The organism is Actinoplanes campanulatus (genome assembly GCF_014647795.1).
Classification (GTDB): domain Bacteria; phylum Actinomycetota; class Actinomycetes; order Mycobacteriales; family Micromonosporaceae; genus Actinoplanes; species Actinoplanes campanulatus.
The window spans coordinates 180484-206800 of record NZ_BMPW01000005.1; the positions used below are offsets into that span (position 1 = coordinate 180484).

Annotated in this window: 25 protein-coding genes; 11 read left to right on the plus strand and 14 right to left on the minus strand. The window is 71.1% G+C overall.

The window, feature by feature from the left end:
* Nucleotides 1–48: 48 nt before the first annotated feature.
* The 3 genes from IEZ13_RS11630 to IEZ13_RS11640 all read right to left on the minus strand — a co-directional run bounded on the left by IEZ13_RS11630 (nt 49) and on the right by IEZ13_RS11640 (nt 4457).
* A complete protein-coding gene (locus IEZ13_RS11630) occupies nt 49–849 on the minus strand; it encodes an alpha/beta hydrolase (protein ID WP_183221130.1) in 801 nt (266 codons plus the stop codon).
* 2 nt (nt 850–851) lie between these two features.
* Entirely contained in the window at nt 852–1685 is an 834-nt protein-coding gene (locus tag IEZ13_RS11635) for an alpha/beta fold hydrolase (protein ID WP_183221132.1), read from the minus strand.
* Between the two features lie 78 nt (nt 1686–1763).
* Complete coding sequence (locus tag IEZ13_RS11640; RefSeq protein ID WP_183221134.1) at nt 1764–4457, minus strand: helix-turn-helix transcriptional regulator; 2694 nt, start codon at nt 4455–4457, stop codon at nt 1764–1766.
* A 132-nt stretch (nt 4458–4589) separates the two neighbouring features.
* On the opposite strand from IEZ13_RS11640, the gene IEZ13_RS11645 reads away from it, so the two are divergent.
* Entirely contained in the window at nt 4590–5819 is a 1230-nt protein-coding gene (locus IEZ13_RS11645; RefSeq protein ID WP_183221136.1) for a low temperature requirement protein A, read from the plus strand.
* Here the strand turns inward: IEZ13_RS11645 and IEZ13_RS11650 are convergent.
* Nucleotides 5816–6883, minus strand: coding sequence for a DUF2855 family protein (locus IEZ13_RS11650; protein ID WP_183221138.1), 1068 nt, complete (start codon nt 6881–6883; stop codon nt 5816–5818). The genes IEZ13_RS11645 and IEZ13_RS11650 overlap by 4 nt on opposite strands.
* A gap of 492 nt (nt 6884–7375) precedes the next feature.
* Between IEZ13_RS11650 and IEZ13_RS11655 the strand changes: the two genes are divergently transcribed.
* Entirely contained in the window at nt 7376–9316 is a 1941-nt protein-coding gene (locus IEZ13_RS11655) for a putative bifunctional diguanylate cyclase/phosphodiesterase (protein ID WP_183221140.1), read from the plus strand.
* Here IEZ13_RS11655 and IEZ13_RS11660 read toward each other — a convergent pair.
* The gene (locus tag IEZ13_RS11660) at nt 9298–9786 is read right to left on the minus strand and encodes a GNAT family N-acetyltransferase (RefSeq protein ID WP_183221573.1); all 489 of its coding nucleotides are present in this window, start codon (nt 9784–9786) and stop codon (nt 9298–9300) included. The genes IEZ13_RS11655 and IEZ13_RS11660 overlap by 19 nt on opposite strands.
* Nucleotides 9787–10173: 387 nt before the next feature.
* On the opposite strand from IEZ13_RS11660, the gene IEZ13_RS11665 reads away from it, so the two are divergent.
* A complete protein-coding gene (locus IEZ13_RS11665; protein WP_183221142.1) occupies nt 10174–10356 on the plus strand; it encodes a hypothetical protein in 183 nt (60 codons plus the stop codon).
* A gap of 12 nt (nt 10357–10368) precedes the next feature.
* Here the strand turns inward: IEZ13_RS11665 and IEZ13_RS11670 are convergent, their stop codons facing one another.
* Together IEZ13_RS11670 and IEZ13_RS11675 are read right to left on the minus strand one after the other, a co-directional pair.
* Nucleotides 10369–10728: a YciI family protein gene (locus IEZ13_RS11670; protein ID WP_183221144.1), complete on the minus strand. Its 360-nt coding sequence runs from the start codon at nt 10726–10728 to the stop codon at nt 10369–10371.
* Between the two features lie 55 nt (nt 10729–10783).
* The gene (locus IEZ13_RS11675; RefSeq protein WP_183221146.1) at nt 10784–11152 is read right to left on the minus strand and encodes a hypothetical protein; all 369 of its coding nucleotides are present in this window, start codon (nt 11150–11152) and stop codon (nt 10784–10786) included.
* An 85-nt stretch (nt 11153–11237) separates the two neighbouring features.
* On the opposite strand from IEZ13_RS11675, the gene IEZ13_RS11680 reads away from it, so the two are divergent.
* The gene (locus IEZ13_RS11680) at nt 11238–12371 is read left to right on the plus strand and encodes a hypothetical protein (protein ID WP_229794629.1); all 1134 of its coding nucleotides are present in this window, start codon (nt 11238–11240) and stop codon (nt 12369–12371) included.
* Here the strand turns inward: IEZ13_RS11680 and IEZ13_RS11685 are convergent, their stop codons facing one another.
* Both IEZ13_RS11685 and IEZ13_RS11690 read right to left on the minus strand, forming a co-directional pair.
* Nucleotides 12372–12869, minus strand: a complete 498-nt coding sequence (locus IEZ13_RS11685) for a GNAT family N-acetyltransferase (RefSeq protein ID WP_183221150.1) — start codon at nt 12867–12869, stop codon at nt 12372–12374.
* Nucleotides 12870–12901: 32 nt separating this feature from the next.
* A complete protein-coding gene (locus IEZ13_RS11690; protein ID WP_183221152.1) occupies nt 12902–13903 on the minus strand; it encodes an NAD(P)H-dependent glycerol-3-phosphate dehydrogenase in 1002 nt (333 codons plus the stop codon).
* 138 nt (nt 13904–14041) lie between these two features.
* Here IEZ13_RS11690 and IEZ13_RS11695 point away from each other — a divergent pair, with 138 nt between their 5' ends.
* A complete protein-coding gene (locus IEZ13_RS11695; RefSeq protein WP_183221154.1) occupies nt 14042–14836 on the plus strand; it encodes an endonuclease/exonuclease/phosphatase family protein in 795 nt (264 codons plus the stop codon).
* Between the two features lie 21 nt (nt 14837–14857).
* Here IEZ13_RS11695 and IEZ13_RS11700 read toward each other — a convergent pair whose 3' ends face one another.
* Nucleotides 14858–15787, minus strand: coding sequence for a quinone oxidoreductase family protein (locus IEZ13_RS11700; protein WP_183221156.1), 930 nt, complete (start codon nt 15785–15787; stop codon nt 14858–14860).
* A gap of 81 nt (nt 15788–15868) precedes the next feature.
* Between IEZ13_RS11700 and IEZ13_RS11705 the strand changes: the two genes are divergently transcribed.
* Complete coding sequence (locus IEZ13_RS11705) at nt 15869–16294, plus strand: MarR family winged helix-turn-helix transcriptional regulator (RefSeq protein WP_183221158.1); 426 nt, start codon at nt 15869–15871, stop codon at nt 16292–16294.
* A 50-nt stretch (nt 16295–16344) separates the two neighbouring features.
* Nucleotides 16345–17103: a sterol desaturase family protein gene (locus IEZ13_RS11710; RefSeq protein ID WP_183221160.1), complete on the plus strand. Its 759-nt coding sequence runs from the start codon at nt 16345–16347 to the stop codon at nt 17101–17103.
* A 1-nt stretch (nt 17104) separates the two neighbouring features.
* Here the strand turns inward: IEZ13_RS11710 and IEZ13_RS11715 are convergent, their stop codons facing one another.
* Nucleotides 17105–17881 carry an inositol monophosphatase family protein gene (locus tag IEZ13_RS11715; RefSeq protein ID WP_183221162.1) on the minus strand — a complete coding sequence of 259 codons (777 nt, stop codon included), beginning with the start codon at nt 17879–17881 and terminating at the stop codon, nt 17105–17107.
* Between the two features lie 76 nt (nt 17882–17957).
* Nucleotides 17958–19973 carry a hypothetical protein gene (locus IEZ13_RS11720; RefSeq protein ID WP_183221164.1) on the minus strand — a complete coding sequence of 672 codons (2016 nt, stop codon included), beginning with the start codon at nt 19971–19973 and terminating at the stop codon, nt 17958–17960.
* A 103-nt stretch (nt 19974–20076) separates the two neighbouring features.
* Here IEZ13_RS11720 and IEZ13_RS11725 point away from each other — a divergent pair, with 103 nt between their 5' ends.
* The 4 genes from IEZ13_RS11725 (at nt 20077) to IEZ13_RS11740 (ending at nt 24247) form a co-directional block, all read left to right on the plus strand.
* Complete coding sequence (locus tag IEZ13_RS11725; protein ID WP_183221166.1) at nt 20077–20814, plus strand: AfsR/SARP family transcriptional regulator; 738 nt, start codon at nt 20077–20079, stop codon at nt 20812–20814.
* Nucleotides 20815–20902: 88 nt separating this feature from the next.
* Entirely contained in the window at nt 20903–21826 is a 924-nt protein-coding gene (locus IEZ13_RS11730; RefSeq protein WP_183221168.1) for a hypothetical protein, read from the plus strand.
* Nucleotides 21827–21942: 116 nt separating this feature from the next.
* Nucleotides 21943–23286 (plus strand): anaerobic C4-dicarboxylate transporter, encoded by a 1344-nt coding sequence (locus tag IEZ13_RS11735; protein ID WP_183221170.1) that lies wholly within the window; start codon nt 21943–21945, stop codon nt 23284–23286.
* 10 nt (nt 23287–23296) lie between these two features.
* Entirely contained in the window at nt 23297–24247 is a 951-nt protein-coding gene (locus IEZ13_RS11740; protein ID WP_183221172.1) for a hypothetical protein, read from the plus strand.
* Between the two features lie 49 nt (nt 24248–24296).
* On the opposite strand, the gene IEZ13_RS11745 is transcribed toward IEZ13_RS11740, so the two are convergent.
* Together IEZ13_RS11745 and IEZ13_RS11750 are read right to left on the minus strand one after the other, a co-directional pair.
* Nucleotides 24297–25010 (minus strand): Type 1 glutamine amidotransferase-like domain-containing protein, encoded by a 714-nt coding sequence (locus IEZ13_RS11745; protein ID WP_203833783.1) that lies wholly within the window; start codon nt 25008–25010, stop codon nt 24297–24299.
* Between the two features lie 61 nt (nt 25011–25071).
* Nucleotides 25072–26229, minus strand: a complete 1158-nt coding sequence (locus IEZ13_RS11750; RefSeq protein ID WP_203833782.1) for an RNA-guided endonuclease InsQ/TnpB family protein — start codon at nt 26227–26229, stop codon at nt 25072–25074.
* Nucleotides 26230–26317: the final 88 nt, after the last annotated feature.

The following is a 26317-nucleotide window of genomic DNA, read 5'->3' on the forward strand; positions in this document are numbered from 1 at the left end:
ATCCGGTGGGGCCGGGCACGGACAGCCCGTACCCGGCTTGTCCAGCGGTCAGCGGGCGTGACGTAGGGCCCACTCGAGGACGGTGTCGGCGATCTGCTCCCAGCCCTTCTGGGCCGGAAGCAGGTGGGCGTACCCCTCGTACTCGATGTGTTCGGTGGTGGCCTTTGATTTGTAGTGCTTGGCGTTGGACCGCTGGATCGACGGCGGCATGATGTGGTCCTCGCTGCCGGAGACGAAGAGCAGCGGCGCGCGGTCGTCGTTGTGGTAATCGACCCAGGTGTCCTGGTGGCCGGGTTGGAAATTGGCCAGGACACTGCCCCACAGGATGCCGCCGTTGGCGGGGATGTGGTAGCGCTCGTAGAGGGCTTTCGATTCCTCGTCGGTGAACGTGTTGGTGAAGGCGTATTTCCACTCGTCCAGCGACAGCCCGACGGCCTTGTGCCGGTTGGCCGGCGATCTCAGCACCGGGAACGTCGATTTCACCTGCGAGAGCGGCACCACCTTGACGCCCTCGGTGGGCGCCGAGTTCAGGGCGACGCCGGCCGCCCCGTACCCGTGGTCGAGCAGGATCTGGGTGAACGCGCCACCGGCGGAGTGACCGATGATGATCGGCGGCTTCGACAGTTCCTTGATCTGGGTCTCGATCTTGTCGATGATGCCGGGCACGGTGACCGCGGTGATGATGTCCGGGTTGGCGTTCAGCTCCTCGACCTCGACCTCGAAGCCGGGGTAGCCGGGCGCCAGGACCCGGAAGCCCTTGTTCTCGAAGTGGGTGATCCAGTGTTCCCAGCTGCGCGGGGTGACCCAGAAGCCGTGCACCAGCACGATCGTGTCAGGCGTGGACGTCATGATCAGGCTCCGTAGGTGTTGAGGAAGGCCAGCAGGTCGTCGCCGAGCCGCTGCTTGTGGGTGTCGGTGATGCCGTGCGGCGCGCCCGGGTAGACGATCAGCTCGGCGCCCTTGACCAGGGCGGCCGACGCCTTGCCGCCGACCTCGAACGGCACCACCTGGTCGTCGTCGCCGTGGACGACCAGCGTCGGGATGTCGAATTTGGCCAGGTCGTCGCGGAAGTCGGTGGCCGAGAACGCGGCGATCGACTCGTAGGCGTTGCGGTGCCCGGCCGCCATCGACTGGAGCCAGAACGCGTCCCGGATGCCCTGCGAGATCTCCACGCCGGGCCGGTTGTTGCCGAAGAACGGCCCGTCGGCGAGGTCCTTGTACAGCTGGGACCGGTCGGCGGCCGAGCCGGCGCGGATGCCGTCGAACACCTCGATCGGGACACCGCCGGGGTTGTCGTCGCGCAGCAGCATCAGCGGCGGCACGGCGGACACGAGGACGGCCTGCGCGACCCGGGCGGTGCCGTGCCGGCCGATGTAGCGGGTGATCTCGCCGCCGCCGGTGGAGAAGCCGACCAGCGTCACGTCGTGCAGGTCGAGGTGGTCGAGCAGCGCGGCGAGGTCGTCGGCGTACGTGTCCATCTCGTTGCCGTTCCACGACTGCGTCGACTTTCCGTGGCCGCGCCGGTCGTGGGCGATCGCCCGGTAGCCGTTGTCGGCGAGGAACAGTTGCTGGGCCTCCCAGCTGTCGGAGTTGAGTGGCCAGCCGTGGGCGAGCACGACCGGGCGGCCGCTGCCCCAGTCCTTGTAGAAGATGTCAGTGCCGTCGGCCGTGGTGACGAAGGGCATGGTGGCGTCCTCTCTCGCATGTCCTGACTGGAACCTATGGCGGTCGCGGGAACCCGCGCGTGAGTCAGATGACTGCGTTCACCGTTCGTGTTCGGCGGCCATCCGCTGGAGCTCGCCGCGGGTGGTGATGCCGAGTTTCGGGAACATCCGGTACAGGTGGCTGCCGACGGTGCGGTGGGAGATGAACAGGCTCTTGGCGATGTCCCGGTTGGTCATGCCCCGGGCCACCATGGACGCGATCTGGATCTCCTGTGGCGACAGCGAGTCCCACACGTCGGTGACGGGTGAGTCGCTGCGTTCCCCCGCCGCCCGCAGTTCGGTGCGGGCGCGGTCGGCGAGCGGGTGGGCGCCGAGACGGTCGAATCCATCCCGGGCGGTACGCAGGTGGTCGCGGGACTCGCGGACCCGCCGGCCGCGGCGCAGCGACATGCCGTAGGCGAAGTACAGGCGGTAGCGCTCGTACGGCCACATCGTCATGTCGGCCGCCATGGCCGTGCTGAACGAGTCGGTGAGGACCGCCTCGGCGAATGCGAGGTTCATCCGCCCGGTGGGTGAGGTGGTGGCGCGGACCTCGGCGGGCAGCCGGGCGATGAGCGTGCGGGCGGCGTCCTCCCGGCCGCAGGCGACGGCGGCCTCGGCCAGGCCGGCCAGCGACCACAGGGCGTGCGCCGGGTGGTAGGCGCTGCCGGCCGGGTCGTGCAGCTGGGCGAGGCAGGTGAACGCCTGGTCGTACCGGCCCTGTCCGGAGGCGATGGCCGCCCGCGCGAGCATGGCGACCGCGTCGGTGGTGGCGAACCGGCGGGGGTTGAGCCGCTCGGCGGCCACCACCAGGTTCTCGGCGTCGGTGAAGTCACCGCGGAACGCGGCGACCATGGCGTGGGCGACCAGCGACGCCGCCTCCCAGAACGGCTGGCGGGTCTCGGCGCACAGCCGGGTGCTCTCCTCGGCGGCGGCGACCGCGTGCGACCAGGACCCGCGCCGCAGGGCCGACCAGGCCAGCAGCGAGAGGGTCCGGCCGAGGGTGTGCAGGTGTCCCTCGGACCGGATCCGGTCGGCGGCCTCGGTGAGCAGCCCTTCGGAGACGTCGGAGGCTCCGGCGCAGGCGGCCGCGTGGGCGAGCCGGTAGGTGGTGGCCGCGTCCCGGCCGGCCGGCGGCACCTGGGCGATCAGTGCGCGGACGGTGCCGTCGCTGTCGAACGGCGACCCGTACGCCAGCAGCTGCGCCCGTGTCGCGATGTCGGTGACCCCCAGCCGCCCCGCCACCGCGATCACCTGTTTCCCGACCGGCCGCCCGGGTGAGAGGTTCCAGCAGCGCAGCGCCGCCGCCCGCAGGAAGTCGGTGGCCAGGGTGTGGTCGCCGATCGCGGTGGCCCGTTCGGCGTGGCCGAGCAGCATGTGGATGCGCTGCTCACCGCCGTGGTCGCTGTCGGCCAGTTCGTTGAGCCACTCGTGCCGGAGTTCGTCGTGCCCGGCGTCGATCAGGTCGCGGTGGTGCCGGCGCAGCCGTTCCCCGTTCTCCGGCTGCCCGGCCGTGTAGGCGAGTGCGGCCGCCCGGTAAGTGCGTGCCTGGCGGTCGCCACGTGCGGCGGACAGCTGGGCGGCGCGTTCCAGTGCCCCTACCGCGAACGCCTGCGCCCCGCGCCGGATCGCCTGGTCGGCGTGCTGTTCGAGTTCGGCGGCCAGCGCGGCGTCGGGCCGCAGCGCCGCCCCGGCCCGGTGCCACACCGACCGTTCCGGCCGGCCGGACAGCGCCCGCGCGAGGGCGGCGTGGCAGGCGCGCCGCCGGTCCGGTCCGAGGCGTTGCAGGACCGCCGACCGGATCAGCGGATGCCGGAACCGGACCGACGCGCCGTCCACCACGATCAACCCGGCGGACACGGCCGGGTCGAGGGAGGGCGGGGCGTCCGGGGCGAGAATCGCGGCGGCCGCGACGATCTCGGCCACGTCGTCGGCGTCGCTGAGCGCGGCCACCTCCAGCACCGTCGTGGTCGAGGCGTCCAGTTCACCGGTACGGGCCAGGAACGAGTTCTCCAGGCGGGCGGTCAGCGCGATCCGCCCGGCGTTGGCGCCCGCGTACCGGCCGGCCGCGCGCGGCAGCTCCAGCAGGGCGAGCGGGTTGCCGCGGGCCGCGTCGAGCACCAGTGCCCGGACACCCGGGTCGAGGGCGCCGGCCGCGCCGTCGAGCAGTTCGGCCGCGGAACCGGCGTCGAGCGGCGCGATGTCCACGGCCGGAACGGCGGCGTCCAGCAGCGGGCCGGGCTCGGCGTCGCGGTGGGTGGCCAGCAGCACGATCCGGTCCGCGGTGACCCGCCGGGCGAGGAACGCCAGCGTCTGCTGGCTGGCGACGTCCATCCACTGGGCGTCGTCGGCCAGCAGCAGGATCGGCCGGTCGGCGGCCGCCTCGGCGAGCAGGTCCAGTGCGGCCATCGCGACCGTGGACTCCTCCGGCGGCGCGCCGGAGGTCCGGCCGAACGCGACGTCGAGGGCGAGCCGGTACTTCGGGGCGAGCCGGTTGCGGTGCCCGAGGACCGGCCGCATCACCTGGTGCAGCGCGGCGTAGGGCAGACCGAACTCGGTGACCGACCCGGCCGCGTGCAGCAGCCGGAACTTCTCCCCGGCGGTGGTGGCGGCCCACTCCAGCAGCGCCGACTTGCCCACCCCGGGCGCGCCGCGGATGACCAGTGCGGCGCCGCCGTCGGGCGCGTGATCGAGCAGGCCGCCGATGGTCGCCTGCTCCGGCGCCCGGCCCACCAGTGATCGCTGTGCGTACATGTTCGGCTCCCCCGCCACACGGTCACCACCGCTGATCCCTTCATGCAAGCAGCGATGTCCGTTTCCGCCCAGGCAGAACGACAGGCAGAATCACGCCGATTGGGTGCGGACCGGTTCGGGTAGGGCGTAGCCGTGTCAGCAGAGCAGAACACCGAGGACCGCGCCCGCCTGGAGCGGGAGGACCGGGAGGAACGCGAGCTCGTCCGCCCGCCCGACGACGTCAACCAGGAGTCGAACCGTTCGGCGACCCGGCTGGAGCTCTTCTTCGACCTGGCGTTCGTGCTGTTCGTGGCCGGCTGCGCGGACATGCTGGCGAAACACGAGACGGTCAGCGGCGGGTTGCGGTTCGCGGCGGTCGTCGCGGTCGGCTGGTGGGCGTGGGCCAGCACCACCCTGTACGCCAACCGGTTCGACACCGACGATGCGATCTTCCGCCTGCTCACCCTGACCGGCATGGCCGGGGTGATCGTGATGGCGTCGACGGCCGGCGAGGTCACCGGCCCGGCCGGGACGTGGTTCGCGCTCGGCTACGTGGTTTTGCGGATCGTGCTGACCGTCGGCTACCTGCGGGTGTGGCGCACACTTCCGGACACCAGGGCGGGAATCCGGCCGTACCTGATCGGTCATGCCGTCGGCGGCGCGTTCTGGCTGGTGTCGCTGGCGGTGCCGGCGCCCGGCCGGTACGTGCTGTGGGCGGCCGGCGTCCTGGTCGATCTGCTCGGCCCGACCCTGAGCGCCCGCAAGCCGGACGCCCCGCCACTGCACATGGAGCACCTGCCGGAGCGGTTCGGGCTGTTCGTCATCCTGCTGCTCGGTGAGTCGGTGGCCGCGACCGTGCACGGCCTGCACGACGGGAAGTGGACGGCCGGCGCGACGACCACGGCCGGCGCCGCCTTCCTGGTGGCCGCCGCGCTGTGGTGGTCGTATTTCGACCTGTCCGGTGGTGCGGCGAAACGGCGGCTGGTGCAGGAGGGCGGCAAGCGGACCCACCAGGGGGTGCACGACCTCTACGTGTACGCCCATCTGCCGGTGGCGGTCAGCCTCGCGGCGGTGGCCGTCGGCCTGGAGGCCGCGATCGAGCACGGTTCGGAGGAGCATCTCAGCGCCGGTACGCGCGGCGTCCTCGGGCTGGGGCTGACCGGCTATCTGCTCAGCGCCGCCGTCATCCAGGGCGTGCTGTCGCGCCGCTACCGGGCGGCGCTGATCTGGCCGGGCCTCGGCATTCCGGCCGTCGCGCTGATCATGGTGCTGGATCTGGCCCCGCGGGTGCTGGTCGGCCTGTGCGCGGCGGTGCTGATCGCCGGGGTCGCCACCGGAATCCGCCAGCACCGCCACGGCGAGATCAAGGTCGCCAAGGTCTAGAACGTGACGATGTGGCCGACTCGGGGCGAGGTGCGGCCTTCGAGCACCTCCAGCCAGGCCTGGCGCAGACCATCGGGGCCGGTGCCGTCGCGGACGTCGAGCCAGGCGCCGACCTCGACGGCGAACCGCTCCCACGCGGCGGCGAAGCGCTGGTCGAGGCCGTCGCGGCCCCAGTCCTGGCGGCGTTTGCGCATCTGCACCGGGGCGAAGAACACCTCACCGGCGGCGGCCGCGTTCGGGATCTGGTTGGTGAGGCCGACCGCGATGTCGCGGACGAGCCGGTCGCCGAGGTGCTCGCGCAGCGCGGCCCGGGTGGCGGGCGCGCCGGACAGGTCGAGGTAGGCGGTCGGCACCCGGTCGAGGTCGGTGGCCTGATCGTAGGTGAGCACCCGGTCGTAGCAGCCGAGCGACTCGGTGAAGGCGACGTTGCCGGGTGAGGTGAGCCCGATCAGCCGGGGACCGTGGCCGCGCAGCTGGAACGCGGCCGCGTACGCCGTCTTGCTCGACGCCGACGACAGCACCAGCGCTTCGGCCCGATAGCAGTCGTGGTCGACGATCTGGTCGGCGAGCATGAACGACGTGAAGAACAGGGGCCGGAACAGGATCAGCAGATCCTCCTGGTCGGCGCGGTAGGCGTCGTCGCCGGTGGTGGCCCGGTAGACGTTGTACGGCGACGGCAGGTCGGCCCGGTGCGGGGCGGTGTCGCGGAACCCGGTGGCGTCGACCCGGCCGGGCCGCACCACGAGGTGCCCGGCGGGCGGCAGATAGCCGTACACCCGCTGCCCGACCTCGACGCCCGGCGTCGTCGAGGCGGCCACCTCGGCGAATCCCCACACCGGCGGCAGGCCCCACCGCGAGTCCAGCCCGGCCGGTTCGCCGGGGAAGAACTGCCAGTACCGCATCGACTCGCCGAGTACCGCGTAGGTCACGTTGTTGGCGGTCAGCCCGACGCGGTCGACCCGCAGCAGCGCCTCGCCGTCGGCGAGCGGCGGCGTGGTCGTCTCGGCGATCGTCGTCCGGCCGAGGTCGTCACGGGCGACGGCAAACGTCCATGATGCAGGCATGCGCTGACGCTAAATGTCCTGACCGGACGGGACAAGTGCACGGTGAGTGCAAAATGTCACGGCGAAACGGCCGGGCACATTTCGTGCCCGGCCGTTCTCGGGAAGCCGCCGCGGTCCGCCGGCCGGCTGGGACCTTGCCGAGGCCGGGACCGTACTGGGATCGGCGGCTGTCGTGGCACCGCTGTGCGAAAGGGTGATCCGAATCGGCCACCTCCTCTCCTGTCGCTCTCTCCGTCTCAGTGTCGCCCTCTCCGTCCGTGTCGCTCTCGTTCTTGCCTGGGTCGAGTGTTGCCCGCCGCCGCACCCCGCTGCGAGGGTCCAAGGTCCTCAGCCACGGGCCGGTCGGCCAGGCGTCGACAGAACGCGTCGGCGGTGAACCCGGCGAGAGCCTGCCCGACGCGACATCTGCTACCTCCGTGCAACCTGGCGGGTTGTCACGTCCACCCGGCCGGTGCCGAAGGGAAGGGAAGCTGAGACTGCGAGGAGGTGATGATGAGGTCGGCGCGTGGTAGTGCTTCACGGTGGCTGGTCGGGCTGGTGGCCGTCGCGCTGGCGGGCCTGTCCGGCTCCGCGGTGTTCGGCAGCCGGCAGCAGGCGGACATCGTCTCGCAGATCGCCACCGACGGCGCCAGCACCGACGCCTACCAGCAGACCTCCTACCTGGCCAGGTGGGAGTCGGCGATGATGCAGCAGGCGCTGCGCAAACCCGGCGGCGACGGACACCGGCAATTGCTCGACGTGTACCGGCAGACGCAGGACGCCATGGAGCACATCGCCGCCCTCGACGTTCAGGACCAGCAGCTCACCGCCGAGATCGTGCAGGCGCACCGCGGCTTGAACGGCGAGATCGCCACCTACCTGACCCTCATCGACCAGGGCGACCGGCAAACGGCCGAGGACCACCTGGAAAAGGTGATCGAACCCGCCACCACCAGGATCATGGACGTGGTGCTGGCCGAACAGCAGAACCACCTGGACGAACACGCCGACCGGCAGGCGGACGGGCAGCGCGAGTCCCGGCAGCTGATGTGGGGCAACGGCCTGGCCTTCGTGGTCACCCTGCTCGTACTCGCCCTGTTCGCCTGGTCGGCGCGCGCCCACCGGCTTCAGGTCGAGGCGATGGCCACCACGGACCCGCTGACCGGCCTGCCCAACCGCGCCGCCTTCACCGACCGCACCCGGCGGGCACTGGCCGAGGACACCAGCCACCGGCGGCGCGCGAGCGAACCCCGCCCGGGCCGGGCCACCGTGCTGGTGATCAATCTCGACGGCTTCCGCGACGTCAACGAGCAGCTCGGCCACCGTGTCGGCGACCTGCTGCTCAACCACGTCAGCCGGCGGCTGCAGGTCTCCGTACGCGAACACGACTTCGTCGCCCGGCTCGGCGGCGACGAGTTCGCCGTCCTGCTGCGCGACGCCGACCCGGCGATCGGCGAGGCCATCGCCGCCCGCCTCACCGACGCCTTCGACGAGCCGTTCGTCATCGACGACCTCACCGTCGACCTGGAGGTCAGCGTCGGCGCCGCCACCGCCCGCCCCGGCGACGACGTGCCCACCCTGCTGCGGCACGCCGACACCGCGATGAGCATCGCCAAGCAGCAGCGGCTCGGGTTCCGCCGGTTCACCACCAGCACCACCGAGGACAGCAACGCCCGGCTCACCCTGCTCGGCGACCTGCGCCGCGCCCTCGACCACGGCGGCGAGATCAGCCTGCACTACCAGCCGAAGGTCGACATCGGGAGCGGCGTGCTCGTCGGCGTCGAGGCGCTGGCCCGCTGGCAGCACCCCACCAAGGGGCCCATCTCCCCCGGCGCGTTCATCCCGGTCCTGGAAGCCACCACCCTGATCCACAAGTTCACCCACCAGGTGCTCACCGAGGCGCTGACCCAGGCCCGGACCTGGCTCGATGCCGGCTACCGCGTCCCGGTCGCCGTCAACATCTCCACCCGGTCGCTGCTGGACGCCGACTTCCCCGACCAGGTCGCCACCCTGCTGCGCGAGATCGACGTGCCCGGCGAGCAGCTGTGCATCGAGGTCACCGAGTACAGCATCATGAGCGACCCGAACACCGCCATCGAGGCGCTGCACCGCATCCGCCGCCTCGGCGTGAAGATCTCCGTGGACGACTACGGCACCGGTTACTCGTCGATGACCTACCTGCGCCTTCTGCCGCTCGACGAACTCAAGATCGACCGGTCGTTCGTGCAGGACATGAGCACCGACCGCGGCAACCGGGCACTGGTGGCCTCCACCGTCGAACTCGGCCACAACCTCGGCCTCACCGTCGTCGCCGAGGGCATCGAGGACGCGCCCACGCTCGCCGCGCTCGGCGAGATCGGCTGCGACTTCGCCCAGGGCTTCCACCTGGCCCGGCCGATGCCGGCCGACGCCGTCACCGCCATCCTCCGGCGGGTCTACGCGCCGGTGGCGTGATCCAGGCGCAGGATCGTCTCCTCGACATCCCCTTTGCGCCCGTTCGCGTACCCGACGTCCGTACCGATGATCTGAAAGCCCGCCCGCCGCAGCACGGTGAGTGAGCCCGCGTTGTCGCTCGCGGCCCGCGCGAACACCGGCCGGACGGTGACCTCCGCGAGCAGCAGGGCGAGCGCCCGCCCGGCGATGCCCCGGCCCCACAGGGCCCGATCGATCCAGTACGTGACCTCGGTGTCCCCGTCCATGACGAAGGCCGCGACACTCCCGGCGAGTCGGCCGTCCACGATGATCGCCCGGTTGGTGACCCCGGGCGCGGCCAGCACCTTCGCCATGTGGGCGTCGAACGCGGCCCGGTCGTCGGGGTCCGCGGCCGTGAACGCGGCCATCCGCACCGCCACCGGATCCCGCATCATCGCGAACAGCCCGTCCAGATCGGCATCCTCGATCGGCCGCAGCACCACCCCGGTCATTGATTCCACGCTCGGATCATGCCGCAAACCACCGAACCCATCGACCCCGTCGGAAGATCTCTCGTGGTCCAGGTCCGCCTCTCGCTTCCAGCTCCTTCTTATTTGTACGCGTGACTTCGTCCCGTCCGATCAGGGCCGTTCCGTCCGGTCGGCACGCTCGCTGCCCGCTCCAGCCTGTGCCGCCCCCGCCGGGCTTAGATCGGTGCCCGGGCAGGCCGGGCCCACCGCCACATCCTCACGTGCCGCCGGTCACCCTGAGCGGGCGGCGGCGCTTCCACGAGGGCGGGCGCACACGGTGGCCACATCGTGGTCGCTAGCGTGGCAGACAGCCGTGGTGGCCGCGCACGCGATGTCTTACGTGTGCGGCAGTTCTCTAGCATCCACTGCGTGCGACAGATCTTGCGAGCCACCGGATTCGAGGTCTCCCGCCCACCCACCGACCCGGCCGACGCCGAACGGCTCGCCGCCGAACACGTGGGCGTCGCCGGGCTGACGGCCGGCACCTCGGTCCGCGCCTCCGCGCGCGCCCTCACCCAGCTGGACCACTGGACGCTGTACGACCGCCCGTGACCGCGGCCTGTTTCAAGCGGTCAGAATCGGGCGGACCTCGACCCAGCCGTCGGCGACCGGAATCATCCGGCCGATCCAGACGGCGTGGTCGAGATCCGACGCCTCCACGATGAAGTAGGCGGCGAGGGTCTGGGGGCCGTCGATGAGAGACCCCTCGACCACGGTGTTGTCCCGGACCGAAACCGCGGTCGACGCCGGCAGCATCGCGTTGCCGGTGAGGATCCGGCCACCCGTCTCGGCGACCTGCCGGGGCAGGTGCATGTGCGCCTCGATGATGGTGGGCGAGGCCGCCCGCACACTCTCCGGAACCTCACGCTCATAGATCAGGATCACGAACCGCGGCAGAGCCGACTGTTCCTCCGGCGAAACCACGGCACCCCCCGCTCCTGGCGTCTACGGCTGGACCGACCATAGGAGATGCCCACAATCAGTACCCGGGCTCCTGTCCTGCCGCCAGCCGTGCCGCCGCCTCGGCCGGCGTGTCGTCGTAACCCGGCCTGGCGACGAGCACCGACTGGAAGAAGTAGCCCTCGGTCTCCGCCGGATCGTCGTCCTCCGCGAAGGGCCGCCACAGCGCGAGATACAGCTCCCGTGCGGTGAACCCGTCGTCGTCCTCGTTCGCGACGACTTCCACGTTCCGCCGGATCCCCGCCACGACCTCCAGCGCGGGCAGCCCGAACACGTCGACGTCACGGAACCGCACCACGTCCCGCTCGTGCGGCCGCCACACCTCGATCGCGTTGACCCGGCCGAGGGTCGGTCCGGCCCCGTACGGCGGATCGAGCAGGAACTCCATCCCGCGATGATCGCAAACCACGTACGCCTGCGCGCGGGAACCGTGACGGCAGGTCGGGAGTCCAACCGCGATGAGACGTACGGGGATGGCAGTGGTGATCGTCGGCCTGTGTGGCCTGCTCGCGGGCTGTGCCGAGAACGCCGGGCCGGTGGTGGCGGAAGCCGTCCCACCGATGGCGGCGGAAGGCAGGACCGGGTGGACGGCCCTCCCGAAGTCGCCGCTGAGCCCCCGTGAGGCGGTGCTCGGGCTGTGGACCGGCCGCGAGGTGCTGCTCATCGGCGGCAGCGACGCGGCGCCCTGCCCGCCCAGCGCCTCCTGCGTCGGCGATCCCACGCCGCTCACCGACGGAGCCGCCTACGACCCGGCCACGACCCGCTGGCGGAAGATCGCCGATTCACCCGTGCCGCTGACCGGAGGCGAGGGCGCCGTCATCGACGGGACAGCGTATGTCCTACCGCCCGACGGCGGCGGACTGCTCGCCTACCGGATCGACGGCGACGTCTGGGCCCGGCTGCCGGTGCCGTTCGGTGGCGGCTACTACCTGCTCGCCGCGGGCGACCGGCTCGTGGCCTACCTGGGCAGCGAGGAGAACGGCGGCGGGAAGGACTACATCTTCGACCCCCGGACGGCGACGTGGTCCGCGCTGCCGGCGGATCCGCTGAATCCCGCGTTCGACCGGGCGATGGCCTGGAGCGGCAGCGAACTGGTCCTGTTCGACCACGAGGCGGTCCCGAACCCGGGCTCCGAGAAGCCGACGCTCACCCGGGCGGCGACGCTGGATCTCGCGGCCGGCTCGTGGCGACGACTGCCCGACTCGGAGATCCTCGGCACCGGGCCGTGGCTGGCGGCGGGCGGCGAACTGGTCAGCCCGATACTCGACAGCGCCGACGGCGGGGAGGTCAACGGCTGGGGCCGCAGCTACCCGTACGGTGGCAGTGTCACCCCGGCCACCGGCTCCTGGTCGGACCTGCCGAAACCGCCGGTCGGCGACACCGGCTCCGCGGGCGCCCGCACCGACGACACGGCGGTCTACTTCGGCTCCGAGGGTGTCGTGCTCGACACCACGACCGGCACGTGGCAGCGGATTCCCACCATCCCCGGCGGTGACGTCACCCATCGCACGGTCGTCGCGGCGGGCGTCCGCATGCTGGTGTTCGGCGGCGCGAGCTGGGACGCCACCCCGACCGTCGTCGATGACGCCTGGATCTGGACGCCCTGATCACGTTCGGTCGCCGGCTTCGGTCTTGAAGGTGCGCAAGCCGCGGCGGTGGTAGTTGCGCAGGGCGTGGGGGTGGTCCAGCGACGACGTGTGCAGCCAGACCCTGGTGACCGTGGGCGCCAGCTTCCAGGCCTGCTCCAGCGCGAGGGTCAGCGCGTATCCACCGAGTCCCCTCCCGACGAAGTCCGGCACCAGGCCGAAGGTCTCGATCTCCACCCCGTCACCGGGGTGGAGATCGTAGGCGACCAGACCGGCCGGCTCGCCGTGGAAGGTCAACAGCCGGAACAGCCGATCCGGGTGCTCGGCATACCAGGCGGCCCATTGCTGATCGGTGCGGTCGGCGCACTTCCACCCGTACGGGGAACCGATCTTGACCTGCAGATCGACCACCAAGGGTGAGTCGCGGTCCAGGGTCTCCAGCGCCAGCCCGGGCGCCGGCTCGGCCCGGGCGAGCTGGTCAGAACCGGTCATCTCGACATACGTCACGATCTCCCGCACCGGCCGAAGACTACGTGGACCATCGCCGGGCGTCAGCCGGGGTCGGACTCGTGGCCGGCCGGATGGGTGCGCAACAGGCCCGCGTAGGCGCGTTCGGCGGTGATCTCGCCGGTGACGACCCGATGGATCGTCCGGGTGATGGGCATGGGCAGCCCGTGCTGGTCGGCCAGCTGGACAGCGGCGTGCACGGTCTTGACCCCTTCGGCGACCTGCCCCATCTCGGCCAGGATGTCGTCGAGGCTGCGGCCGCGGCCGAGTTGCTCGCCGACGTGCCGGTTGCGGCTGTGCGGGCTGATGCACGTCGCGACCAGGTCGCCCATCCCGGCGAGGCCGGCCAGCGTGCTGGGTTCGCCGCCCATCGCGACGGCCAGGGTGGTCAGCTCGGCGAGCCCGCGGGAGATCACCCCGGCCCGGGTGTTGTCGCCGACGCCCAGCCCCTGGGCGATGCCGGTGGCGATCGCGACGACGTTCTTCAGCGCGCCGCCGACCTCGCAGCCGATCACGTCGTGGTTGGTGTAGACCCGCAGCAGGCCGCGCCGGAACACCCGCTGGATCTCGGTGGCGACGGTCAGGTCCTCGGTCGCGATCACGGTGGCCGCCGCCATTCCGGCCATGATCTCCTTGGCGAGGTTGGGGCCGGTGAGTGCGGCCGCCGGATGTCCCGGCAGCACCTCCTTGATCACCTCGGTCATCCGCAGCAGCGAGTCGCGCTCCAGCCCCTTGCTGAGGCTCACCACCGGGATCCACGGGTGCAGGTCCGGCTTGACCTGCTCCAGGGTCTCCCGGAACGCGCCGGTGGGCACCCCGACGACCAGCAGTTCCGCGTGGGCGGCCGCCTCGGCGAGGTCGGCGGTGGCGCGAAGCCGCTTCGGCAGCGGGAAACCGGCCAGATAGCGATCGTTGCAGTGCTTGACGTCGATCTCTTCCGCGGTGGCCGGGTTGCGGGCCCAGATCAGCGACTCGTGATCCCGGCGGGTGAGAACGGACGCGACCGTGGTGCCCCAAGAACCCGCGCCCAGCACGGTGATCCGCATGGTCTCCCCCATTTTCCGTCGGCACCGGAGCGAACTTGAGAATACGGCCGCCCGGGCGCTATTTCAGTCGCCTCGGACCGCGCGATTCGGAATCATGTGCAGCGATTCCGGTACCGGTGATTCGACGGGAAGGTCACAGTGCGGATCGCGAGTGTGAACGCCTGGGGTGGGGCGATGGCCGATGAGCTGCTCACGTGGCTGCCCGGCAGCGGAGCGGACGTCGTCTGCCTCCAGGAGGTGACACGGACCCCGGGGCTGAGCGGCTGGACCCGCTTCGCCGACGCGGAACGCTCCCTGCCCCAGCGTGCCGATCTCTTCGAGGACGTACGCCGGATGCTGCCCCGCCATCAGGGCTGTTTCGCGGCCAGCGACTCCGGGCCGGTGCACGACGGCACGGGCGCCCGCCACCGGCAGGACTTCGGTCTGGCCACCCTGGTCGCCGAGGACCTGACCGTGTGCGGCCTCGACGCCACCTTCGTGCATGGACGGTTCACCGACCACGACGAGTGGCCGTCCGGGGACCGGCCCCGCATCGCGCTGGCCGTGCGGACCGTGGCCCACGACAGCGGCCGGTCCGTCTGGGTGGTGCAGGTGCACGGGCTGCGCGACCCCGACGGCAAGGGCGACACCCCGGCCCGCCGGCGGCAGGCCGATCGGCTCGCGGCCCTCGTACGCCGGCTTCGTGGTCCTGAGGATCTTGTAGTGGTCTGCGGTGACCTGAACCTGCTGCCCGGCAGTGAGACCTTCGCCGTGCTGGCGGAAACCGGGCTGACCGACCTGGTTCGCGACGCCGACACCCGCACGTCGCGCTACCCCAAGCCGGTCCGCCACGCGAGCTACCTGCTGATCTCCGACGTGACCGCGGTCAAGCGGTTCGAGGTCCTGGCCGAGCCGGAGGTCTCCGACCATCGTGCGCTGATTCTCGACATCTGACGAGGCGGGGTCAAGATCCGGTCAGGGCACCAGCACGAGGCGGTCGCCGGTGTCGGCGGCGGTCCACGCCCGGCTGATGTCGGCGAGCGGCACGGCCTTCGCCCGTACCTCGATGGTGTCCCCGGCGATCGCGGCCGCGAGTTGCGGCAGCTCGGCGAGGAAGTCGCGGGCCGGCACCGAGCCGATGCCGCTGCCGATGATCTCCAGCCGGGCGGCTCGCAGCACCGCCGACGGGATCGGCGCGTCCCCGCCGGCCATGGACCCGATCTGGATCCAGGTCAGCGGCACGGTGCGGTCGGCGCGCGTGGTGAGCATCGGGATCATCGCGCCGGCGGCGGGCTCACCCCACACGTAGTCGAGGACGACGTCGACGTCCGCCGCGCGGTGGATCTCGTCGAACGTGCAGGTCTCGTCGGCGCCGAGCGCGGTGAGGGCGGCCAGGCGGGACGCGTCGCGCCCGGCGGCGATCACGTGGCCGGCGCCGAACAGTTTCGCGATCTGGATCGCCATCCGCCCGGCGTTGCCGGTGGCGCCGATGATCAGGACCCGCTGGCCCGGCCGGAACGCGATGCGCCGGCGCAGGGTCACCCACGAGGACATTCCCGGGTTCATCGCCGCGGCGATCCGGACCGGGTCGGCACCTTCCGGCAGGAGCACACTTCGGCGTACGTCGATGACGGTCCGATCGGCGAAGGTGCCGAGGCTGGTGTCGTCGAGGACCGCGTAGCGCAACCGGCCGGCCGGGTCCCGGACGACCCCGTCGACGCCGGGGACCAGCGGGAACACGCCGTTGCTGCTGTAGTGCGCCCCGGTGGCCTTGGACCGGGTCAGGTGGTGCAGGCCGGCCGCGAGCACCTCGACGACCATCTCTCCGTCACCGGTGGTGGCCGGATCCGGGTGGTCGCGGTAGGCGGGCGGGGCGTCGAACGAGGAGAGGACTGCGGCGCGCATGGGAACCTCCGGAGATGGTTTGTATTACCAACGACCTCCAGAATGGTTGGGATTGCCAACCATGTCAACTAGGATGGCGTCATGACTTCCGAGGACTCCGTGGACGCGCTTCTCGACGCCCTGGTCCGCTACACCTTCCAGGTGACCGGCGTGCTCACCCGCATCGGCGCCGCGAACGACCTGTCCCTCACCCAGCTACGGGTGTTCGGCATCCTGCGCGACCGGCGTCCCCGCGTCACCGAGCTCGCCGCCTACCTGGGCCTCGACAAGTCCACGATGTCCGGCCTGATCGACCGCGCCGAACGCCGCGGCCTGCTCGCCCGGGAGAAGAACCCGAACGACGGCCGCGTCGTCGACGTGTTCCTCACCCCGGCCGGCCACGAGCTGACCCAGCGGCTGTACGGCGAGGCCCGCGCCATCCTCGCCCCCGACCTGGACCGGCTGCGCCCCGACCAGCGCGAACAGCTCCTCGCCCTGATGAGGCCGCTCCTCGAACCGGACTCCTGACCTTCCCGTACGCTCGCGGAGCGTTATCGGGCCTCGGCGAGAGGAGCGGCATGCTGGAGTTTCTCGAGACGATGCACCCGGGCTGGTTCACCCTGCTCGCCCTGGCGGAGAACGCCCTGCTGGTCGGCGTGGGCGCGCTGCTCGGGCACGTGGCGCTGCGGCTGCCCGGCGCGCGGCGGCTCACCCCGGACCCCGGTCCGGTGAGCGGACAGGAGCTCGCGCTGGTGGCCAGCACCACCGTCCTGAACACGGCGGTCACCGTCGCCGGGTGGTGGCTGTGGAAGGCCGGCGTCATCGTCCTGGCCACCGATCTCGGCCTGGGGACGCTCGTCGAGCTGCTCGCCCTGGTCATGGTGATGGACGTGCTGATGTACGCCGGGCACGCGACCGTCCACCTTCGAGCGCTGTTCCCGTGGGTGCACCGGCTGCACCACGTCTTTGCCGACGCCCGCCCGATCACCCTGTTCGCGCTGCACCCGTTCGAGGCGATCGGCTTCGGGGCGATGTGGCTGGTGGTCCTGGCCGTCCACCCGTTCTCGATCCCGGCTCTGGCCGCCTACACGGCGCTCAACCTCATCTTCGGCATCCTGGGCCACCTGGGCGTGGAACCGTTGCCCCAGCGGGTCCGCGGCAATGTGGTCTTCCGGTGGATCGCCACCCCCACCATGCACGTCGGACATCACGCCGAGCCGCGCTGGAACCTGGGCTTCTACACCACCGTCTGGGACCGCCTGTTCCACACCCTGGAACCCGGCTACGACCTCCGCCGCACCGCCGCCGTCCCCGAGCCCTACCGCCTCACCACGTAGCTCAGGCGGCGGCGCGGACCCGCTCGGCGAGGGCGTCCCACAGGGCCGGGGCGGCGCCGATGGTCAGCTCGGTGGAGAAGTCCGGTCCGTGCCCGCCGAGTGTCACCCCGGCCTCGCGCGCGATCAGGGCGCCGGCGGCGATGTCCCACAGGTTCGTGTCCAGGGCGACGCCACCGTCCAGCCGCCCGGCGGCCTGGTAGACCAGGTTCAGCGCGGCCGGGATCCGGCGGATGTCGCCGACCACCGGCAGCAGCTCGCGGATCAGCTTGCCGGTGCGTTCCTTGGTCTTCGGGTTCGGCTGGAAACTGACACCGACTAGCGATTCGGCCAGCGGCGGCCCGCTCGACACCGACATCGGCTGCCCGTTGAGGAACGCCCCACCACCGTCGACCGCGCTGAACGTCTCGTTTCCGGCGGGGTCGTGCACCACCGCCATCCGCGGCTGCTCCCCCTGGTAGAGCGCGATACAGACCGACCACGGCCCGGTACGGCTGACGTAGTTCCGCGTGCCGTCCAGCGGATCGACGACCCACATCCAGCCGCTCCCACCGGACCGCCCGTGCCCCTCCTCCGCCTGGATCGTGTCGTCCGGCCAGGCCGCGAGGATCGCGTCGACGATGAGGCGCTCGCTGGCGATGTCGACGTCCGAGACGACATCGTTGGCGTGCGCCTTGGGCGCACCCATCTTCAGCGTGTCGCGCCGCTCCATCTGAAGCCGCCCGGCACGGACCGCCAGGTCGACGACAAGGTCCCGGGCCGCGTCCAGATCTCGGTTCACCTCCGGAACGCTATCCGATCCCCGGCGGCGGCATCCCGCCGGGAAAACATTCCCTGATCTTCGCGCGGCGGCGGTGTCACCGGTCGTCGGGGACCGGGGACGGGCTGCCGGTGCGACCCAGATGGTTGGCTTCGAGGATGTCCAGCAGTATTCCGGCCTGTTTCCGCAGGACCGGGCTGCGGCGGGCGGCCGCCAGCGTCTTGTGGTCGGCCGCGGTTGCCTCGGACATCGGCCGGCGGGCCAGGTCGGCGAGGGCCACCGCGGAGGCGAGGACGACGTCGACCCGGTCGGCGCGCCCGGCCGCGTGCGACCCGTTCGCCGCGCCCCACAGCAGCGACTCCCCGCGCATGCCGTCGAGACCGCCGGGCCGGTTCAGCGGCTGCAAGGTATCGGCGTCCAGATAACGGAAGCCGCGGCCGCGGCCGTCGACGAGGACGGCATCGCGGTACGGCACCCAGGCGAGCTGGCCGCTGACGACATCCGTGCTGCCGCCCTGTTCCAGACGCCCACCGTTGATCAGCCAGCGGGTGGTCCGGCGGTCATCGCTGGTGAAGACCTGATCGCCTGCGCCGAGGCAGAGCGCCTGTGGGACGTGAGTGTCGATCTCCGAGACCGCCAGGCCACGCAACCGGTTTCCCCGGGCCAGTTCGGCCACCATGATCCGGGCGTCGGAGAACGCCACCCGCCGCCGCAGTGGATCGGTGGCCAGAAGCCGGCCGATCGACCGGTCCGCGGCCCACGCCGGCGCGCCCCGTGGCACGGTGATGTTCGGTGGCCGGAACACGGGTGGGCCGTTGCGACGCGCCAGCATCAACCGGTTCGTCCCCCAATTCGGGCCGAACTGCGACAGCGTGATCTGCGTGGCCCCGTCCACGGTGACGGGCAGCAGCAGATGCGGCTGGCCCGGCACCGCCCGCCCGGTACGCCGGCCCCCGTCGATACGCCAGAGCGTGGAACGCGCCGGATCGCCGTCCGGCCACCGCTCGCTGACGATCGGCCGATGACCCTCGAAGGAGACCGGCGCCCAACCGTGGAGGTCGAGCGGGTACTCGGCGGGCGGCGTACCCCTCTCGAGGTCGAAGACCCAGAGCCGTTTACCGACCGCGAGGGTGACCACCGCCAGCATCCGGTCATCGGTGCTGAAAGCGCCGTGCACCACCAACCCGCTGACGGGCAGCGTGCGCGGCCCGTCGAGCGTCTCGATCCCGTCGTGCAGCCGCTGCTCATCCACCGTGCGCAGCAGCGCATGGAGTTCGGCGTCCGCGCTGCCGGGCGGCCGCCAGTCCGGATCGGCCCTCCGCAGCGCCATGACGGCGTCGGCCGGCGGCAGATCCCGGGCCAGCCGCCACAATCCGTCCCAGTCACGGTCCTCGGCCAGGCGATGGGAGAGAAAGGCGACTTCGTCGCGATCCATGCGTACGCCGGTGAGCGCCGCACCCATCGTTCGCACCGGGTTGACGTCGCCGAATCGCGGCATGGCGTCCCGCAGCGCCGGCCGCAGATCCGGCCGCTCCCGATAGGCCCGCACGAGCAGCCGCTGGTCCGGGTCGAGTTCCCAGTAGTCCTGCTGCCGGCCGGTCAGCAGCAGGTAGGCGGCGTGCACCGACGGTTCGATGGGCGCCAGACGGTGGTCGTTCAGGAGGGCGAGGACGTCGTCCCGGCCGACGGCGGCCAGGCAGACGTCGTCGATCCACAGGTTCTCGCCGAGTTCGAGGATCCGCCCGCGCGCGATGCGGGAGATCGGATGCCCCGTCATTTCCGCCGCGTGCACGATCCCGGTGGCCGACCAGCCGATCTCCGGGTCGTCCAGGGCGGCGAGACTCAGGCGGTGCACCAGGTCCGCGCCGCGGATTCCGGTGTTCAACGCGGATCCTGGATCGGCCGGCCGCCGCCACCGTTGCAGTGCAGCCCACCACCGCGGATTACCGTCGCAGAGCCAGGCCTCCCACACGGCGTCGACGGCGATCTGCGAGCCGTGGTCCCCGGCCCGGGTCAACCGCGCGGACGGATACGCCATCCGCCAGGCCCGGACACCGTCGTTCGCCCGGATCACCACCGTCCGGGCGTAGGTGCGCAACTCGTCGGCATTCAAGACTCGATGGTCGCCCGCCCGGTCAACCCCGCCGCCGCCGGCCGTCGTTATGCTGCTCGTGACCTGCCGTAACGCCACGGCGGGGAACCTGGGGGTAAGGCACATGATCGACGGCTCGTCCGCCGGCACACTGCGGTTCGAGCTTCTCGGCCCGGTTCGCGCGTTCCGCGGCGACGATCCGGTGGACCTCGGGCCGCTCGTTCAGCGGGCGGTTCTCGCCGTTCTGCTGTTGCACGCCGACCGGCCGGTGCCGGTCCAGGAGATCGTCGCCGCGCTGTGGAACGGGGACCCGCCGGAGAACGGCGTCGACGTGGTGCAGCGGTGCATCGGCGGGCTGCGCCGCGCCCTCGATCCGGCACGTACGTCGTTGCTGACGTTCACGAACGAGGGATATGTGCTGCGGGTCGGCGAGAACACGCTCGACACCGGCCTCTTCCGGGCGGCGCTGGAGCAGGCCCGCGCCGAACATCGAACCGGAGACATCGGTACGGGCACCGACGACATCCGCCGTCACCTCAGCCTGTGGCAGGGTGAGCCGATGGCCGGGCTGACCGGGCGGGTGTTCGATTCCGCGCGCGCCCGCCTCAACGAGGAGCGCGCCACCGCCTCGGAACTGCTGGCAGTCCCCACCAGCACGGAACCACCCCCGCCGGCACCCCCGGCGCCCACCAGGATCGAGCCGCCGCAGCCGCGATCACCAGCACCCACCCGGGTTCAGCCGGCGCGGCCGGAACCGCCGGCGCCCACCAGGATCGAGCCGCCGCGGGTGGCGGATCCCGCCTATCCGGAGGCCGTCGACCCGTGGGAGGGCCACGACCTCCTTCCCCCTCACTCGATCTGAGGTCGGCCAATAGTGGCGTGCCACAGCGGGTATCTCCTCCGTTATCGGGTGTAACAACGGTCCACCCACCGGCAGGGAGGAACCCGCATTGACAGCCGCGAAACCGAACCACCTGCGAGCACGGCGCCTACTGCTGGACCACCTGGACATACATCCCGGCCGAACCGTCGGCGACGACCTGGATCCGCTCGAGGCCGGAATCGTCGGCGACACCGACCACGCGGCCGGCGGCGACTCCTACCACCTCGGCAAGAGCCAGATCCGGGCGCGAGGGGGCCGCGACCGCTACTCGGTCGACGAGTCCCCCCGTGACCGCTCCGGCCTCGACGACCACGCGTCCGCCATGGACATCGGATTCTTCCGCCTCAAGACACCACGCGGCACCTTCGACCTCTACGACTTCAACGCCTGGCTGATCCCGCTCTGCAAAGCCGGCGACCCGGACACCCGCGACCTGCGTGAGGTCATCTACAGCCCGGACGGCCGGACGGTACGCCGTTGGGACCGGCTGGGCCGGCGCACCACCGGAGACGACAGCCACCGCACCCACACCCACCTGTCCGAGCACCGTGACGCCGACGGCCACCGCATGGTCCGGCTGGCGACACGGTGGCTGCGCCACATCCAGCTGCTCCCCGAGGAGGACACCATGACCAAGGCCGAGTTCCTCGCGATGCTCAAGGACAAGGACGTCCGGGCCGCCCTCGCCGGCGCGATGCTCCAGACCGACGGACTGATCCCGGCGCCGCCCGGCAACAAGAACCCGGACGGCACCGCCAACACGCACTGGTCCCTCGCCTCGTACGCCCAATGGACGTACCGCCATCTGATCGACGCCCGCACCGCGATCACCACCCTGGCGACCCGGGACCAGGTCGACGAGGTCGCGCTGGCGGGCGCGCTGGCCCCGATGCTCGCGGCCGCGCTGCCCGGCGACCGCGACGATCTGACCCCGGCCGAGCTGCAGCAGGCCATCGTCGGCGCTCTGCGCGAACTCGCCGGAAGCAGTTGACCGGAACGGGTCATCCTCCGGGGATGAGCCGGGTTTCGGCGTGGTCACCCGATCCTTTATCGACGGTTGCGGACGGAGGGCCCGTTCGGGCGCGTCGGTGAAAGCCGGGAGGTCACGTGGAAACGGGGCTGATAATCCTGCAGGGCGTCGTCGTCATCGGCGCGATCCTGCTCGGCGTACGGATGGGCGGCATCGGCCTGGGCCTGTGGGGCCTGGTCGGGCTGGCGGTGCTGGTCTTCGCCTTCGGGCTGGCGCCGGGCGAGCCGCCCACCTCGTCGATGCTCATCATTCTGTCCGTCATCACGGCGGCGTCGACGATGCAGGCGGTCGGCGGCATCGACTATCTGGTCGAGGTCGCCAAGAAGATCCTTAAACGCAAACCCGCGCTGATCGCGCTCATCGCGCCGGTCGTCGCGTTCATCTTCACCCTCGGTGCGGGCACCGGCTTCATCTACTACCCGCTGATTCCGGTCATCTTCGCGGTGGCCTACTTCAACGGGGTACGACCGGAGCGGCCGCTCGCGGTCGCGGGTACGGCGTCGCAGTTCGCCATCACGGCCAGCCCGGTCAGCGCCTCGATGGCCACCCTGGTCGGTCTGCTGGATCCGGTCGACTTCGGGATCGGCGACATCCTGGTCGTCGTGCTGCCGGCCAGTGTCGTGGGCCTGCTCGCCGCGTCCTTCGTACAGATGCGGGTCGGTAAGGAACTCGCCGACGATCCGGAGTACCAGCGCCGGGTCTCGGCCGGCGAGATCAAGCCGGTGGACACCAGCGTGCTGGAGGCCCGGCAGCTGCCGAAGGAGGCCAAGCGCAGCACGTTCATCTTCCTGGCCGGTATCGCCGTCATCGTGCTGCTCGGCATGGTCGAGTCGCTGCGCCCGGCCTTCCCGGACGACGAGGGCAACCTGGTGCCGATCAGCACCTCGATCGTGATCCAGATCGTGATGGGCGTGACCGCCACGCTGATCGTGCTGTTCTGCAAGGTCAAGATCAAGGACGTGGTCACGCAGAGCACGATGACCTCCGGCCTGATCGGCCTGATCGCGCTGTTCGGCATCGCCTGGCTGGCGGACACCTGGATCGCGGCGAACGAGACCGCGATCGTGAGCGCCATGGGTGGCCTGGTGGAGGCGGCCCGGTGGACGATCGCCATCGCCATCTTCATCGTGGCGGCACTGACCACGAGCCAGGCGGCGGCGCTCGCCGCGATCGTACCGATCGGTCTGGCTCTGGACATCCCGCCGCAGTTCCTGGCGGCGTTCTCGGTGGCCGCGATCGGCATCTACTTCTTCCCGGCCAACGGCTCGCAGGTCACCAGCATCGCCGCCGACGAGACCGGCACCACCGGGATCAGCCGGTTCGCGATCTGGCACTCCTTCTCGTTGCCGATGTTCATCATGTGGCTCGTCTCGACCGTGGTGGCGCTGCTGACGGCGGCGCTCGTCTACGGCACCAGCTAGGGAGGCTGCGATGACGAAGCGGTGGATGCGGTCCGTCCTGGCCGCCGCGGGCGTGCTCGTCCTGGTGCTGACGCCGGTCGCGGTCCGGGCGCGGGAGGCGGCCGGCTACGACGGTTACGTCCGGGACGGCAGTTGCGCGGAACCCGGCCAGGACCTGCACGTCGACCTGGCCGGCGGCGGCAGCCACGACATCGAGCCCTACCGGGCCGGGCACAACGTCCTCGGCTACTACGGGGCGCCGCAGGTGCCCGGATTCGGGATCGGCGCGATCTACACCGGCCAGCGGTTCTCGCTGGTCCTGACCGAGGGCGGGCGGGACGTGGCCTGCGGCGACCTGCTCCAGCCGGAGGAGGACCGGTTCGGGCGGGCCGGGCTGGCCGTGGCGCAACTGCTGCCGGTCGGTGACGGAGGCGTGCAGGGTGTCGCCGTCCTGGAACGGACCCGGCTGCAACGCGAACTCGACATCGTCCCGACCCGGGCCCGCATCCTGGTGTCGACCGGCGCCGTCACGCCGCCCGCCCAGCCGGAGAACGGCTACAACGCCCACATCAAGGGCGGAACCTGCCAGGCGCCGAGCGGTCCGATCCGGCTCAACCTGCCGGGCGAGGGGACCTTCGACGTCACCCCCTACCGGGCCGAGACCGGTCCGGGGCGTAGCGCGACCCTCGCCTACGTCGGCAGTCCGCCGGTGCCCGGGTTCGCTCTGGCCACCGCCTACACCGGCCAGGACTTCTCGCTGACCATCAGCGACCCGACCGGCGAGACCACCGCCTGCGGGGACATCCTGCGGCCCGACTCGGACGCGTTCGTCGAGGCGGGACGGGCGCTGGTGCTGCTCACCCCGACCGGTTCGGCCGGCACCCCCGGCTATGCGGTGATCCAGCGGGTCGGCATGCAACGGGAACTGGACGTCACCCCGACCCGGGTGTCGATCATCCTGTTCGCGGCGCCTGCCGTTTAGGACGGCGAAACGGCCGGCGGCTCAGCAAGCCGCCGGCCGTTTCCCGTGCTCAGGTCGAAACGCTACGGCTGGCCACCCGCTCGGCGAGCAGGCGGCACGGGATCTCCTCCTCGACGATCTTGCCGTCGCGGGCGTACACCTTCAGCGCCTGGGCGCCCGGCTCCGAGGTGACCGCCTCCACCAGCTCGCCGCCGGCGGTGAACCGGATGGCGACACGGTTGCCGGAGGCATAGCCCATCTCCAGCGTCCCGTCCAGCAGGGCCGCGTGGAAGATCGGCCGCCGCTGGTCCTCGGCGTCGTAGTGCGGGCAGTAACTGCCCTTGATCATGCCGAGGCCCTCGTTCAGCAGCTGGAGCGTCGGCCCGTACGAGTCGGTGGTCCCGCCCTCGAACCAGCACAGCCCGCCGGCGCTGCCACCGGTCAGCACCGCCCCGCCGGCCAGCGCCCGATGCAGCAGCGCGTCCACGCCCTGCCGCCGCCACACGTCCAGCATGTTGGCGGTGTTGCCGCCGCCCACATGGATCACGTCGGCGCCGAGCACGATGTCGGACAGGTCGTCGAAGTCACGGTGGAACAACCGCAGATGCCGCGGCCGGCACCGGCCGGAGTGGAACGCCTCGTAGAACGACACGATGTAGCTCGCGTCGTCCCCGGTCGCGGTCGGCAGGAACAGCACCACCGGATCGTCCTTGCCGGTGAGCTCCAGCACGTAGTCGTGCAGCGGGTCGTCGCGGCGGTCCATCACCGCACGTCCGGCGCCCATCGGGACGATGTGACCTGGCTTAACGACATCCCCGCGGATGAAATCCGGGGAATTTCCCAGCTCAGACTGCATCTGATTCACCGCCTCGGAGGGAGGCGATCTGATGTCTTACGTCGTCGGCACTGGCACGGTCGCGTTCGGCCGTGGCGAGGATCGTCCTCGCGGCGTTGAGGTCGCGGTCTGCGGTGTAGCCGCAGGCCGTGCACTCGAAGATGCGGACACCGAGTCCGAGGCGGAGATTGGTTCTCTCGCCGCACCCGGAGCAGGTCATCGTGGTGTAGGCGGGCGGTACCAGCACCAACTTTCGGCCCGCCCGCTTGCCACGCTCGATCAGTTCGGTCTTGCAGGCGCCGATCGCGGCGTCGGCGGCCTTACGGGCCATCGTCGTGTGGGCGAGGAACTTCGGTTTGAAGTCCTCGACGGCGATCAGGTGGTGATGGTCGACGACGGTTTTGGCCCAGACGCGGGCGTCGTGGGTGTTCTGCCGGGCCGCCTTCTTGGCGATCCGGGCGGCCTGCCGCTTCGCCATCTGGTAGCCGTTCGACGGGGTGTGGCCTTTCGGTCGGCGGCGGCGTGCCATCGTGCGCTGCGCTCTGGCCAGTTCGGCTGCGCATCGTTTGCGGTGGCCGAGGTGGGGCAGGTCGAAGGCCGGGTTCGTGGTGGTGGCGGTGGTGGTCACACCCCAGTCGACGCCGATGCCGGGCAGGTCCGGGTCCGCGACGGCGGCCGGGTCGCGCTGGACGACGAAAGACGCATACCAGTGGCCGAGGTTGTCCTGGTAGACCCGCACGGAGGTGGGATCTGAGGGCAGCTCACGGGACCAGACGACCGGGATGGTCACACCCTTGGCAAGCCGCAGCCGGCCGTCGACCAGTGCAAAGCCGTTGCGGGTGTACTCCAGGGTCGGCAGCACGTTCTTCTTGTGCTTGACCTTCGGCCGGCCCCGGCCCTTGACTTCGAACGAGGTGTTCAACGCCGAGCCGTAGGTGCGCAGGGTCTGCTGCTGGGCGTTCTGCGAACCCGCACGCAGCCAGCCGAGCCGGGCACGGGCCTCGGTCAACAGCTTCGACAGCTTGCCGAACGACGGCTTACGACCGGGCCTCTGCTGATGGACGGCTTCGTTCCACAGCCACCGGCAGCGGGCCCACTCAGCGAGCAGTGCGGCCCGCGCCTGACGGCCGGGCCGCAGGCGATAGGTGTAACGCACCGTCTCGAACACTCCAGCCACAATACAGGCGACATCTTGCTCCCCGCCAACCTTGCGAGATTCGATCTGACGGCAACGCCCCGTACCCATCGGCGGCACA